Raw genomic sequence first — 13,160 nt, forward strand, 5'->3', positions numbered from 1 at the left:
CAAACGAAAATCTTCTCGAAAACGCTTCTATGTCGAAAATTCTATATATATGAAGTATTTTGTCGATTAGTATCAAAAGATGTAGAAATTTGATTTGACAGGAAAGAAGTAACACTTTACAATGCAAGTTAGAAAGTAACAATTTTTTAATGTTTTGAAATAGCTGTGTTAGTGGATTGTTAAAGCTTATATATAGCGTGAAATCGAGGAGGATACTTGGGATGAAGGCAACAGGAATTGTGAGAAAAGTAGACGAACTGGGACGCATCGTTATTCCGATCGAACTGCGCCGTACCATGGGGATCGACATCAAGGATCCGCTTGAAATTTTTGTCGACGGCGAGAAGATCATTCTCAGAAAATATGAACCAACCTGCATTTTCTCCGGAAGCTCGGAGAACCTGATCAACTTTAAGGGTAAAATGGTCAGCAGAGACATTCTGGACGAACTGCTCGAGAGCTTTAATAGACAGGGCTAATTCCGTTAGCCGGTTTCGACCATTAAGACCATTTAATAGTAACTAACGATAACGGCAGGCCGGCTGTCTCCGCAAGGAGCGCCGCCTGCCGTTATTTGCTTCAGGAGCCGGATCGCTCCAGCACCTCCTCAAGCTTGACGATGAACGCTTTGTACTGCACAAGCCCAAGCTCCATGCACAGCTTCTGATAGGGACCGAGGACAGAGCCGAGCTGCCGGTACTTGGCTTCAAGGTCGTCATACATCCGCTTCTTCTCCTCAAGCGCGCTGCGGATGATGCCGTTCATCGCCTCCGGGTCCGCCATATCCCCGAAATAGAGATGCATCAGAAAGTCGGAACGGAGCAGTTCCGGTTCGGCCGCCTTCTCCAAATATTCCTTGAAATGCTCTTTCCCCTTCTCCGTAACCGTGAATAAATTTTTGTCCGGCTTGCCCTCCTGTCGGATTGATTCCTTGGTGATCAGTCCGAGGCCTTCCATCTTGGTTAGTGTAGGGTAGATGGTTCCATAGCTCGCATCGAAGAAAAAAGAGAAGTATTGCTCGAAGTGCTGCTTGATATCATAGCCGGAACGCGGCTCCTTGCAAAGCAGACCAAGTATGACATCCTGTGTGTTCATGAATGCTGCCGCCCCTTTTCTGCCTGTTTCTTCTTAGATATTAACATACCATAACCTGTACCCCGGGCAAAAGGCAAGGCATTCATATGGAAGCGAACCGGCCTTCCTCCGCTTGTCTCAGGAGATGTTTGCAGCGGATTCGGCCGAGGGGTGAGGCTTGGCTTCGCGCTCCCGGCGCAGGCCAGTCAGCAGGATGCACAGCACCGCGGCGGCCCCGCCGATGAGTGCAAGACCGATGTAATCCCGGCCAAGTCCGGGACCGCCGATGACAAGATTCATGATGCCGTCCACGGCATAGTAAGCCGGAAAGACCGTGCCGATTGAATTATAGAAGGGGGACAGCACATCCCGGGGAATTGTGGCCCCCGAGGAGAGCATCTGGATGGACAGCAGGGCGATATTCACCCAGGCGCCGATATCGCCAAGGAGGAACAGTGACAGCTGGGCAACGAACATGCAGGCGAGGATGACGACGAATTCGAACGCCCAGAGTGTCAGAAGCCCTCTTTCGGCTGAAATGCCGAGGCCGTATGTCATGCCCGCGCCGGTAAGCGATACGAGAGCCGCTGTTCCCACGGTAATGACAAAGCGTGCAGCCAGTCTCGGCCACTTGCCGCTCTTCGCGGCCAGGCTGGCGGAAGCTTTCGCGAGATTCATCGCAAGCATCATAGCTCCGGTGAAGGAGGCAGTTACGAACATGAGCGGGACCATAAGCTTGGCGAAATTGTCGACGGGATGCAGGGTTACTACATCGGACGAGATACGTCCGGCAATGCTGTTCTTCAGGATGCCGGCCGGCTGCTCCGGAAGGCTCAGGGATTTGACTAGACTGTCCAGCATGGCTTCATTAACATGTTCGTTCAGGGAAGCCGTGATTTTACCGGCTGCGGTTCCCATGGCGCTCGAGACCATCTGCGGATTGGAGGCGTTGATGTAGTAGGTGATGGAGGGATGCGAGGCAGAATCGGCAAGCGAGCCGGAGAAGCCTTTGGGAACAACGATGATCATGCGGACTTGACGGTTCTCCAGCGCCTCCCTGGCGGCTGTCAGAGTCATCGGATAGCGGGTTTCAAAGGTCAGGGAAGCGGCGATTCCGTCCGCGATCGGCTTTGCGGCCGCCCCGTCTTCATTCACAATGGCAACCGGCAGCTTGTTCACGCGATCGGTTACATGATCATAGCCTGTAATCCAGATCGTGCTGAAAAAGACTTGAAACAAGATGGCGGTGATGATTCCGACCAGGGTTAGCGGATGCTTCAGGAACAAAAGAATAGTTCGGGTCATTGGTTTACCTCCAATTTATATATCATACTGTCATATATCGATTATAAATATAACAGAGTGATACATGATTGGCAAAGGGCTTTTGTATGACAAAATCCGCTTCTGGTTCGGCGCCATGATGGACATTGCTGGAGGTTTTCATTATGATAGGGCGTGTATAAGGACAGGGACGGGAAGCTTGATGAATTCCCGCGACATCACGGGAGGAAAATGACCTATGAACACGGATACCGAACAACGAAATGCACGGATCAGGCTGGCGAAGCCCGAAGCGATAATCTTTGATATGGACGGCACGCTGTTCCAGACGGAAAGCCTGCTGCTGCCGGCCTATCACAAAATGTTCGATACTTTGAGAGAAGAGGGGCTGTATACCGGACCGACGCCGCCTGAAGAACGGATATTGAGCGGTCTCGGCCAGCTGCTGTCCGAAATTTGGAAGAGCGTGCTGCCGGATGTTGATGAATCGGTCCACCGCAGGGCGGACGACATTCTGCTGAAGCTGGAAATCGAGGGGCTTAAGGCGGGGACCTCCACACTGTATCCCGCCGTGCCGGAGACGCTCCGGGAGCTGAAGGAGCGGGGGCTGCGCCTCTTTGTGTGCAGCAACGGGCTTGAGGATTATATCCACAGTATCGTGACGGTACACCAGCTGCAGGATGTCTTCGAGGGCTTGTACAGTGCCGGGGGGCAGGGAACCTCGACCAAGGTACAGCTGCTGCGCCTTCTGTTGGACCATTATGAAATCGGGAAGGCATGGATGGTGGGCGACCGCTCATCGGATGTTCAGGCCGGCAAGGAGAACGGACAGACCGTCATCGGCTGCGGCTATGCGGGCTTCGGACGCGACGAAGAGCTGAAGGGATCGGACGTCATCATCAGCTCTTTCGATGAGCTGGTCGGACTGTACGACAACGCGGAGTAGGCGCAGCCTAATCAGCCAGGGACGAGGAGCAATCGTCCACATCGCGGCAGCAGGCCGCTTCCGCCAGCCGAAAGGCTGGAGGGAAGCGGCCTGCTGCCGTTATTACGATGCTGGGGAAGAAGGCTTCCTGCATGCTGACGAGGGCGGAAGCGGTTATTCTTCCGCCGGTTTCTTTGGCGGAGGAATGACCTTGGTGCGGTACATCCAGAGGGCGTATTCCAGCGGCCGCCGCAGCGCCTTGCGGTACGTATCCGATTCGCCGGCCTGGAAGAACACCTCGCGGGCAGGCTTCGGATTGACCTCCAGGATATAGATCCGGCCTTCCCGGTCGATGGCCAGATCGAGCGCCAGCTCGCATAGCGCGCCGAAGCACTCTTCCAGATAGGCTGCGGCGTCCAGGCCGAGCCTCCCGGCGCTCTGGATCGTCTGGGCCGCTTTGTCTCTGCTGCCCAGCCACTCCTTCAGCAGCGTCTCGGCTCTCGCCGCATGGCCTCCGCCATGCAGGTTGGATGTCACGCTCCGGCGGGCGCCTACCCGGCCAGCAATGCCGGTCAGCTCCCATTTCCCCTCGCCGTTCTTCTGGACCAGCATCCGGTAATCATGCACCCGGCCGCCCGGCAGGCGGAGCGGAATGCCCTGCTGGATCAGGAACCGGCCTCCGAGACACCAGCTCCGGACGATCGAATCCAGCTCCCGCAGCGCAACCTTGCGCGGCGGGATGATCCGCCGGTTCTGCCGCCGGCCCTGCAGATCGAAGCGGCCCGCCGGGTGTTTCAGCCGCTCGATGCGGAGAATGCCTCTGCCGCCGGTCCCGTTGATCGGTTTGATGTAGAGCACCGGATTCTCCTTCAGCATACGGCGGAGATCGGCGGATGACCGATACAGCAGTGTGTCCGGGAGATGAGGCCGGAAGCGCGACTTCTGGAAGAAGGTCTGGTGGATCGTCCACTTGTTCCGGAGCGGGCGGTTAAGAAAGGTGAGATGGCTGTACTTGGAACGGAACTCCAACAGCTGCTGAAACCGTGCGCTGCGCTGAATGCGGCAGCGGTCGTAGATCATGTCGGGGAACGGACGCCATTTCCGGCTCCAACGGCCCGTACCCGGATCGAATATGAGCGCAAGAACCCGCTGGCCGCGGTTGTCGACATCGGCGGGCGTAAAGACGAAGACGTCGAGGCCGAGCTTCCGGCCTTCAATAATCATTTTGCGGTATACCGGTCTCTCTTCAAGCTGCCTGGCGTTGTTCAAGTACAGGGTAAGAATGCCTAAGACGGGTTGGGACAAGGACATTCACCTTCTTGCATTGGTTTTGGCGATCTTGGTCTTCCTTCAAGCTCTAGCGGGAGCCGGCGGATTGCCGGACCAGATACTGGCTGTACTGAAAGATCCGCTCCAGCGAAAGCTTGCGGATTTCCGGCTCGTCGAACTTCATCGGGCGGGAGTTGGCTTCGAAAAACCACAGCCCGCCCTTATGGTCGACACCGAGATCCATCGACATTTCCCCGAGCGTATAGCCGGAGGACCGTTCGATCTGGCGGGCGATCAAGAGGGTGGCGGTAGCGGCGTTCTTCAGGATCGTGGAGGCCTTCTCCGGACCGAACATCGCTTCCAGCATGCTCGACGGGTTCTCGACCGAGCCGCCGCGGGGAACATGCGTGGTAATGCTGCGGGCGCCCGCCAATCTGGCACCGATGCCGGTGACTCCCCAGCCTCCTCTCCCGTTCTTTTGCAGAAGCACGCGCAGATCGAAGGGGCGGCCCTTGTAGGTCGCCAGCTCAATCATCTCCTGGACGATATAGTGCGTTCTTCCCGCTTCTCTCACAATGCGGGCCCAGAGCCGGTCCATGGAACCGGACTTGTAGGTCGCGCTCCTCTTCTCGCTCTGGATTTGCAGACGATAGGGAAGCGGGCTTTCTTCGCTAAATCTGATCCGCATAATACCCTTGCCGGCTTTGCCGCTCTCCGGTTTTAAATAGAGGCCATGATGATTCTTCAGCATTACCGAAAGTGAACGGGCGCTTCTTAAGCGCTTGGTCGCCGGCACATGGCGAAAGGCTGCCCGCGACTCTTTGAGCCATTCGAACAGATTCCATTTATTGAAGAAGTAAGGATTATACAGCCGAATGCCCGGATATTCCAGACATTCGGCGATTTTGTGGGCGACAGCCGGCTTCACTTCATCCTCCCGGGCCGGGATTCGGTTGTAGATCACATTAGGCGAAGGAAGCTCCGCCGCGATCCATGTCTTGCCCGGTCCCGGAACATAGCCGCTGATCGTCGGACGGCCCAGCTTCAGGTCGCGGACAGTCACCACATAGGCGAGGTATCCCATATCGTTGCCGGTCCGGATAATGTCACGGAAATTTTTGTGGTTGCCCCGGAACAGGCGGGTCTTATCGCCGACCGTCAGGATCGCCACGACAGGCTTTCCGTCATTCATCCGCGTGTTCACATATCATCCCTCCTGCGGAACTTGCTAAGGTACAGGCAGTGCTCCAGAATATGCTGGATCGACGCCTTGCCCTCGGCGCGGAGGGATGGATGGCGGAAGATGGAGCGCCCAGGCTTGGCGTTCGCTTCGAACATCCAGATGTTCTCCTCCTGATCGATGCCGAGATCGAAGCCGATTTCGCCCAGCAAATGCCGATGCTGGACTTCAAGCGACTCCGCCAGCCGGATGGCCGTCTGCTTGGCTTGCAGCAGCACATCGTCTGCTCTGGCTCCGAATACGCGGCCGAGCGCCTGCTGCGGCGTCATCAGCGATCCGCCGTTCTTGAGATGGGTTGTGACGCTGCCGCGCCCCGCCTTCTTGGCGCCGATGCCGACGACAACCCACTGGTTGTTGCCGTTCTTGTGCATGTGGAACCGGAAATCTATGGGGCAGCCGTCGATTTCGATCAGGCGGATGCCCTGCTGTACGACATAGCTCTGCAGGCCCCTCCCGTGTCTGGATTGCAGCAGCCTCATCAGGCTGTCGAAGGTGCCGAAGCGCAGCAGCACATTTTTGCCGTTCCGGCGATACCGGGCGAAATAGCCTCGCTTGGGCAAGTAGGTGAGCCGGTAGATTCCATGGCCGAGGCTGCCCGCTGACGGCTTGTAGTAGACGAAATGATGACGATCCAGCATATCGCGAATCATTTCGGGTGGCGGGCTGCTGTGGGTTTCGGGCACGAACCGGCTGGCGAAGCTATCGTTCTCAAGCAGACGGTATATATCGGATTTGTTGAAGAAACTCCAGTTGAAGAACGGAATTCTCTTGCGGATGAACCGCTCCCGGAGCTGGTTGATGGCCGGTGACGTCTCCGCGCGCCGGCTGGGCAGACGGTTGTATACGACGTCGGGAAGAGGGACGGTTTTGCGCTCGAATTTGCCGGAGCCCGTCAAGAAGTATCCGTTCACGCGCTCCTGCTGCCAATTGATGTCCTTCGGCGTGAAGGCGAAAATATAGCACATGCCGCTGCCCTCGCGCAGCAGCTGCTTGATGAAGCCGGAGCGGGAGCCGAACGGACTGCCTGGGGAGCCGGGACCGTCGGACAGCACGCCCACCAGCGGGCCGAGCTGCACCTCGTCGTTCTGGGAGCCCCGAAGATAGACACCCCCCGATTTCGGAACCTTAATGGCGTGCTGGACGCCCGACGCCAGGAATAGATGCTTCCCTGCGCGTTTGATTGGTTTGATCACCGCCGGGATGGCGTCTTTGCCGAGCCGCACCCGGATATTCCTCTTGCCGGTCAGCTTCAGGCTTTTCATCAGCGAGCTCGAGACGTATACGACCCGTTCGGGCTGCTTGGTGAAATGGACATTGCAGTATGTGAGACCCATTTATAGAATCCTCCTTAAGCACCTTAGGTTTCAATCTTCCGATTGCAGCGCCCCGCTCCGCAAGAGACGGGGGGAACGGCTTCGTGTAAGCAGAAGGTAGCGCGCGTAAGCCAGCGGATTCTCAACCGAGCGCCTCGCGGCCTCACGGTCACCCGTAAGCTTGAAGACCGATCGGCCCGGCTTGGAGTTGGCTTCGAGCATCCAGATTCTTCCGTCCGGGTCGATGCCGAAATCCAGTCCCAGCTCGCCCAGCCTTCCGCATGAGGCTTCCAATAGCGGTGGAAGAAGAGCGGCCGTCCGCTCAAGCTCCCGCACAATATCTTCCGCCTTGGCGCCGAACTGTTCCCGAAGAACCGCCGCTGCTTCCTCTGCGGTTCCTCCTCCGTGGAGATTCGAGGTAAGCGACCCGCCCGGGCCGAGGCGGGCCGCCATACCGGTCAGCTCCCACCGTCCCTGGCCGTTCTTCTGCACCAGCACCCGGATGTCGAATGGCTCTCCCCGGCATGTGTTGAGCTGAAGATACGGCTGCATGATGAAGCGTTTGGAGCCGATGAACCGCTCCGCCCAGGCGAGCCCCCTGTCTTCGTCCGTGAAGCGGAGCAGCAGTTGGCGGTTCTCCCCGTCCCGGGCTCTGATGAGAAGACTTCCGGGCTGTGAGCCGGAAGTTGCGGCATGCATGGTGAACCTGCCCTGCATGCCCGCCCGGGGTTTCAGGAAGACACCGTCTTTGTAGCGGGCCAGCATGAGCGACAGCCCGAGGCGTCCGTTATACCGCCTCGTCTCGGGCAGGAGCTGCGCGGCTTCCGGGTGAAGACGGAGCTTCCGGTATACGGTCCATTTGTCCGGAAGCCCGCGCGACCAGTCGGAGCTGCGCCCAAGCGCCCGAAGCGCCTGGGCGGCTTCACGTCTTTGTGCCGGTTTGCTCGCGAATATGCGGTTATAGATGACATCCGGCGCACGCTCCTCCGCCGGCACCCAGGCGCCGGCGGTCCGCCGGAAGCCGGCTATCGTGCGGCCGTCCGGCGATACTCCTTCCGGTGTGAAGACTACGGCCCGCAGGCCGTAAGCGGGAGCAGCCCGCAGCAGCGCTTCACAGAAGGCGGGTTCAGCGACGGGAGCTTCCGGGCTTCCCGGTCCGGTCAAAATGCCAAAGAGGCCGAGTTCGGTCACAGGCATGGCGTCCTCCTTAAAGACCGGCCAGGTAGCGGCAGTATTGAACCATCTGCTTGACGGAGGGTCTTATCTTCACGCCGCTGAGCGGCGTGTTGTCATTCTTCGACGGCTTGGAATTGACTTCAAGCAGCCAGATCCGGCCGGACTGGTCCAGTCCAAGATCGATGCCAAGCTCGCCGAAGTGGGCTGGGATATTGGCTTCGACGCTTTTGGCGACAGCCAGAGCTGCGCGGGGCAGCTGGACATTCGCATTCTCCTTCGCGCCCGGCGGAAGGGAGCTCTTGCCCACCGCCTCGCGTACTGTGCTGAGGCTGCCGCCCCGGGCGAGATTGGAGACGAAGTGGTGGTTCCCCGCGGTGCGGGCGACAATGGAGGTTACGCTCCATTTGCCCGTACCGTTCTTCTGTACGAGTGCCCGAAAATCGACGGGCCGGCGTCCGGATTCCATAAGGGGAAGCCCTTGTTGAATCTGGAAGCGGGCCGTCTTCAGCTTCGGGGATATCGCCTGGAACAGCTTGTTGAGGCTGGGATAGCTCACCTTCCGCGTTCCAAGCGGCGTTGCCGAGTGCAGCTTGTATCCGCCTCCTTCATCCCTCGATATGCGGAGGATGCCTTTGCCGAGGCTGCCGCGGACGGGCTTCAGGAAGACGACCGGATAACGGGCGCACATCTTCTGCAGTATGGCGTATCCGCTAAGCAGATGCGATTCCGGCAAATACCGCTGAATGGAAGGGTCCTTCCGCAGCGCGTCGAACACTTCATTCTTGTCGAGAAACTTCTCATTGAAGAAATGAGTCCCGTAACGCGATTTTACTTCCGACAAAAAATGCTGTACGCTTGTTTTATTCTCCGCCTTGCGCGTCGTGAGTCTGTTGTTGACGACGTCAGCCACCGGCAGTCTGAGTTTTTTCCAACCGCCGTCGTACACCCAGCCGGATATGGTCGAGTTCGCTCCTTCGAGCGCCCCCGGGGTAAAGAAGTAGACGAACGCTCCCTGCGCCTGACAGGCGTTCGTGAGCTCCAGACAGAACTGGGTGATCGAGCCGAACAGCCGGTCGGGACGGTCCGGATTCTCGCGGCTGACGAGCACACCGATAAGCGGACCCAGACGCAAGGTGCGGCTTTTTGAACTGAAGGAGGCGTTCAGCAGGCGCCGTCCCGACCAGCCGGTCCGGCGGGCCAGAGCATCGCTGACGCGCAGGCTATCGGATTTGGGCACCGGAATGACCGTAACCTCCTGGCGGAATGAACCGTACGCCAGCAGAAGCGGCCCATGGGCCGGTATTTTGAGTTTTTTGATTAGCCGGTCGCCCAGCATGACGGCGTTCTCCTGCAGAATGCCGGATTGCACCGTTTGGACCGGGATCTTAAGCTTTGACATCGTGGATCTCCTTCCGGTAGGCAGCATGATGCCGGCTGATTGACACCTGGGGTCTACATATCATTCATCATATGGAGAGCAGCCCTCCTTGGTGATTGGCCCTGTATCGAATGACCCGGATTCACTACATTCTGAAGGAGGAACGAAGCATGAACGTATATGACAAGGCCCATGAGCTGGCCAAGGCGATCAAGGAGAGCAGCGAGGTTGCCGATATTTCGTCGGCGATGGCGATCGTGGAGTCTGATCCGCAGAGCAAGGAGATGCTGAGCAATTTCCGCAGCAGCCAGCAGGAGCTTCAGGCGCGGATGCTGGCCGGAGAAATGCCGGCACAGGAGGAGATGGAGAAGATGGAGAAGCTCTTCGAGGTGTTGAATATGAATCTAAGCATCCGCCGGCTGTTCGAAGCCGAACGGCGCCTCAGTGTCGTGATCGAGGACGTGAACAAGATCATCTCCGGCAGCCTGGAGCATTTGTACGGCGCGGAAGTATAGGACGACATCATATACCGTCCCCAAGAGTTGGCATTGCCGTTGAACAAGTTCTCATCCCCCAGCTTGTATGGGAATCCGGCTATTAAAAAATGACCTCATCCTCCACTTCAGTGTGGATTTTGAGGTCATTTTTAGGTTGTTCCCGGCCAGCGCGAACACTGTTGAGACAGCCCCGTTTCACAATCATCTGTTTCTTAGATCATGCGGTATCCTGCCTGCCTTCGATAAGGCAGAGGAGGAGACCGGCGGCGATACCGAGCCTGCGGTCCAGCCGTTCGCGGGTATCCTGGGCAAAATCGATCCTGACCTTGGACAGGAACGGGTTCGGGCTCCGTCTGAAGGCTGCTGCCTCCTGGTCATCTATTTCCGCGAGATAGCTCTGCGGAAGATAGGGGATGATCCGCCGTATTATGGCGAGGAACGCGTTCTCCTCCTTGATCGTTCCGCGTTCTCCGTCATCCGGTCCCAGAATGATCCATTCATCCTTCAGAATGGACTTCAGCCCCCTGCGGCGGAGCGCGCCGATCCTCTCGCCGGTTGCGCCGTCTGTCACATCATAGGTGGCGGACAGGTCGATGATCTTGCGGACTTTAATCCGCAGCAGCTCGCTTCGCATGCTCTCGTCCTCATACAGCATGATCTCTTCCTTCAGTTTGAATGCCTTCATCTGCGAATACAGGACCAGCTGGCCGTCCCCATCGTAAATATGTACTTTTGCACCCAGAACCGACAGCATTTTTCTACGGATGACGTATTCTTGGTGGTTGAACTCCTGATTCATTCCCAGTTCTCCTTCCCTATGTATGAAGCAGGGCTATTTTCTCATATTTTCCGGATATCATTCCATACCATTTTCCACAGCCTGAGCATTCACTGAACCTTGCCTCCCGTTGTTCCCTGGGGGGTTATATGACTTTCATATCTTGCTCTCATAATTTCACTGCTTGGCTCATAGAGTAGAATACAGACTTAGCCGAAGGAGAGGATCATCAATGATGAGAACGAGAAACAAATGGAAGCATTCCCTGTATATGCTGCTGGCGCTGGCTATGCTGCTGTACGAGCTGCCGCGGTTGAGGGTGGACGGTCCGGCTCCGGTGTTCTGGTTCGGGTTGATTTGGGCGGCTTATGCGTTCCTGGTAATTGCGGCGCATCTGCATTTCATCATCGGGGTGGATGAGGAGAAGTCCAAGCAGCTTGAAGCGGTCCGGAAGGCGAAGCTCGCCCGGTGGGAGGAGAAGCTGCACAAGCAGGGACGGGTGGGGCAGAAATCGTAAGATTCGGGGCTCGATTCAAAGCAACAAGCCGACTGTATGCTGCTGCGGAATTCATGACCTATAAGAAGGACGCTTGGAATAAGTGCCCCTCTTGTAGGTCATTTTGCGTGTGGAAACAAGAACAGTGCCGGATCGCTTCGCTGGGATCCATTCTATCATTTATGAGCCATATGCTGGGTATGGTGCAAGGATCATGGTTGTGTCGATCAAAAGACCCATATTATTCAAATATATGACAATAAATCTCATTATTCTAGTTTGGGTGTATGTTATACTCAAACTAACAAATTTTAGGAGATGAAGGTATGATTGGAAGAGTTGCTGTGCCGTTTTTATTAATCGGTGTTCTGCTGTTACCCGTATCAGCTGCTTCTGCTGAAAATGCAAGTGTTGGCGATAGCCCTGAGTCTTCACTGGTGACGCCAATGTCATATTCCGAAACAGTGCTTAGCAGTACCAGACAGCTGCAGCAAAAAGTAGGCTTTTTCGATTGGGAGGATATGGCTCAAATTGAGTATACCTATAAAACCATAACTTTTAATCAAAGCTATCAATTGACCGGAACCAGCGTGTCGTACACGGCAGCTACAGGGGGACCGCTAACATACACGAGATATAAGGTTACAACCTATAACTATACTTATTATTGATTATTAACCTGTATCAATTATTATCCTGTAAAGGGCAGAGCTTCAGTTTCTTTGAACAAGAGGCTGAGGCTCCTGTCTTTTTACCAAATAAGTGAGGTGCCACCGAAATGCGAATTAAACATACTATACTCACATTGGCTATATTGGTCGTTCTGCTGGCAGCCGGATGGCTGATCTTTTGGAAGAGCGGAACCCAGGACAACGAGGCCGTTTTTAAGGAACCCGCTGTTGAAGATGCGGTGCGTGCTATTTTAGCTCTGGGACCTGACGAACGCATTAAGCTATCGGAGCTCAAACGGATTGATAAGTTGGATCTAAGCGGGAAATCGCTTTCCCGGACAGATGATCTCGATATGCTGAATTCGCTGAAAATCCTGAATCTCTCCGACAATCGTATTTCCTCGTTGGATGGACTGAAGCATCTGACGCAGCTCCAGGAATTATATGCAGGCAATAACCTGATTCGGGATTTGACACCACTGGGCGGATTGGAAGGGCTGACCAAGCTTACTATTGACCGGAACCGGGTAACCGATCTCGGGCCGCTCAGAGGCTTGGGGCATCTTGCTGCCTTATCCTCCTCGGACAATCAGATCGAAGATATGGAGCCTGTCTCGGGGCTGCATTCATTGAATACGCTGATCCTGGATAAGAACAAGATTCGGAATATCCCGCCGTTGTCCGGGTTAACGTCATTAAAGATTCTCGGGATCGGTTATAATCCGCTTGAAGACTGGACTCATGTCGAAGATGTGAAGCAGTTGGAGTGGCTGTCAGCATCCTCTAGCGGAATTACCTCCGTCGAACCGTTAAAGGCGCTTACCTCATTGAGCGTGCTTATGCTGGATCATAACGAAATCAGAGACATTTCGCCTCTTCACCATGTTGCGGCTCTTAAATCCCTGTATCTGGAAGGGAACCCGGTGGAGGATTTCTCCCCGGTTGATGACGCAATTCTGAAAAAGGTCGGTGATGATTAGCTCCTTCACCATTATGCCACTGCCCGAATAATCCGCTTTTGCGTAACCGTATCGCCGTGTATAATGAATACAGAATAGT

General features: G+C 55.8%; 14 protein-coding genes. 6 read left to right on the plus strand and 8 right to left on the minus strand.

Annotation, left to right across the window (positions count from 1 at the left end):
• The first annotated feature begins 221 nt into the window (after positions 1-221).
• A complete protein-coding gene (locus KIH86_RS01820; RefSeq protein ID WP_223084854.1) occupies positions 222-479 on the plus strand; it encodes an AbrB/MazE/SpoVT family DNA-binding domain-containing protein in 258 nt (85 codons plus the stop codon).
• Between the two features lie 100 nt (positions 480-579).
• Here KIH86_RS01820 and KIH86_RS01825 read toward each other — a convergent pair whose 3' ends face one another.
• Together KIH86_RS01825 and KIH86_RS01830 are read right to left on the minus strand one after the other, a co-directional pair.
• Positions 580-1,095, minus strand: a complete 516-nt coding sequence (locus tag KIH86_RS01825; protein WP_223084852.1) for a PadR family transcriptional regulator — start codon at positions 1,093-1,095, stop codon at positions 580-582.
• 117 nt (positions 1,096-1,212) lie between these two features.
• Positions 1,213-2,379, minus strand: a complete 1,167-nt coding sequence (locus KIH86_RS01830) for a YhgE/Pip domain-containing protein (RefSeq protein ID WP_223084850.1) — start codon at positions 2,377-2,379, stop codon at positions 1,213-1,215.
• 217 nt (positions 2,380-2,596) lie between these two features.
• Between KIH86_RS01830 and KIH86_RS01835 the strand changes: the two genes are divergently transcribed.
• Positions 2,597-3,304 (plus strand): HAD family hydrolase, encoded by a 708-nt coding sequence (locus KIH86_RS01835; protein ID WP_223084842.1) that lies wholly within the window; start codon positions 2,597-2,599, stop codon positions 3,302-3,304.
• A 153-nt stretch (positions 3,305-3,457) separates the two neighbouring features.
• Here KIH86_RS01835 and KIH86_RS01840 read toward each other — a convergent pair whose 3' ends face one another.
• Genes KIH86_RS01840 through KIH86_RS01860 form a run of 5 tightly spaced genes read right to left on the minus strand, consistent with a single transcriptional unit; the run spans position 3,458 to position 9,680 of the window.
• Complete coding sequence (locus tag KIH86_RS01840; protein ID WP_223084841.1) at positions 3,458-4,588, minus strand: YheC/YheD family endospore coat-associated protein; 1,131 nt, start codon at positions 4,586-4,588, stop codon at positions 3,458-3,460.
• A 52-nt stretch (positions 4,589-4,640) separates the two neighbouring features.
• Positions 4,641-5,756: a YheC/YheD family endospore coat-associated protein gene (locus KIH86_RS01845; protein ID WP_235775219.1), complete on the minus strand. Its 1,116-nt coding sequence runs from the start codon at positions 5,754-5,756 to the stop codon at positions 4,641-4,643.
• A complete protein-coding gene (locus tag KIH86_RS01850; protein ID WP_223084839.1) occupies positions 5,753-7,126 on the minus strand; it encodes a YheC/YheD family endospore coat-associated protein in 1,374 nt (457 codons plus the stop codon). Before KIH86_RS01850 ends, KIH86_RS01845 begins: the two co-directional genes overlap by 4 nt.
• 30 nt (positions 7,127-7,156) lie before the next feature.
• Positions 7,157-8,302, minus strand: a complete 1,146-nt coding sequence (locus KIH86_RS01855) for a YheC/YheD family endospore coat-associated protein (RefSeq protein ID WP_223084834.1) — start codon at positions 8,300-8,302, stop codon at positions 7,157-7,159.
• A gap of 10 nt (positions 8,303-8,312) precedes the next feature.
• Positions 8,313-9,680 carry a YheC/YheD family endospore coat-associated protein gene (locus KIH86_RS01860; RefSeq protein WP_223084832.1) on the minus strand — a complete coding sequence of 456 codons (1,368 nt, stop codon included), beginning with the start codon at positions 9,678-9,680 and terminating at the stop codon, positions 8,313-8,315.
• A 149-nt stretch (positions 9,681-9,829) separates the two neighbouring features.
• Here KIH86_RS01860 and KIH86_RS01865 point away from each other — a divergent pair, with 149 nt between their 5' ends.
• Positions 9,830-10,174, plus strand: coding sequence for a YlbF family regulator (locus KIH86_RS01865; protein WP_223084831.1), 345 nt, complete (start codon positions 9,830-9,832; stop codon positions 10,172-10,174).
• A gap of 199 nt (positions 10,175-10,373) precedes the next feature.
• Here KIH86_RS01865 and KIH86_RS01870 read toward each other — a convergent pair whose 3' ends face one another.
• The gene (locus tag KIH86_RS01870; RefSeq protein WP_223084829.1) at positions 10,374-10,955 is read right to left on the minus strand and encodes an LURP-one-related/scramblase family protein; all 582 of its coding nucleotides are present in this window, start codon (positions 10,953-10,955) and stop codon (positions 10,374-10,376) included.
• A gap of 211 nt (positions 10,956-11,166) precedes the next feature.
• On the opposite strand from KIH86_RS01870, the gene KIH86_RS01875 reads away from it, so the two are divergent.
• The 3 genes from KIH86_RS01875 (at position 11,167) to KIH86_RS01885 (ending at position 13,081) form a co-directional block, all read left to right on the plus strand.
• Positions 11,167-11,451, plus strand: coding sequence for a hypothetical protein (locus KIH86_RS01875; RefSeq protein WP_316503262.1), 285 nt, complete (start codon positions 11,167-11,169; stop codon positions 11,449-11,451).
• Between the two features lie 305 nt (positions 11,452-11,756).
• Positions 11,757-12,101 (plus strand): hypothetical protein, encoded by a 345-nt coding sequence (locus tag KIH86_RS01880; RefSeq protein ID WP_223084827.1) that lies wholly within the window; start codon positions 11,757-11,759, stop codon positions 12,099-12,101.
• Positions 12,102-12,208: 107 nt separating this feature from the next.
• The gene (locus KIH86_RS01885; protein ID WP_223084826.1) at positions 12,209-13,081 is read left to right on the plus strand and encodes a leucine-rich repeat domain-containing protein; all 873 of its coding nucleotides are present in this window, start codon (positions 12,209-12,211) and stop codon (positions 13,079-13,081) included.
• Positions 13,082-13,160 lie beyond the last annotated feature (79 nt).

The organism is Paenibacillus sinensis (assembly GCF_019904155.1).
Lineage (GTDB): Bacteria > Bacillota > Bacilli > Paenibacillales > Paenibacillaceae > Paenibacillus_AQ > Paenibacillus_AQ sinensis.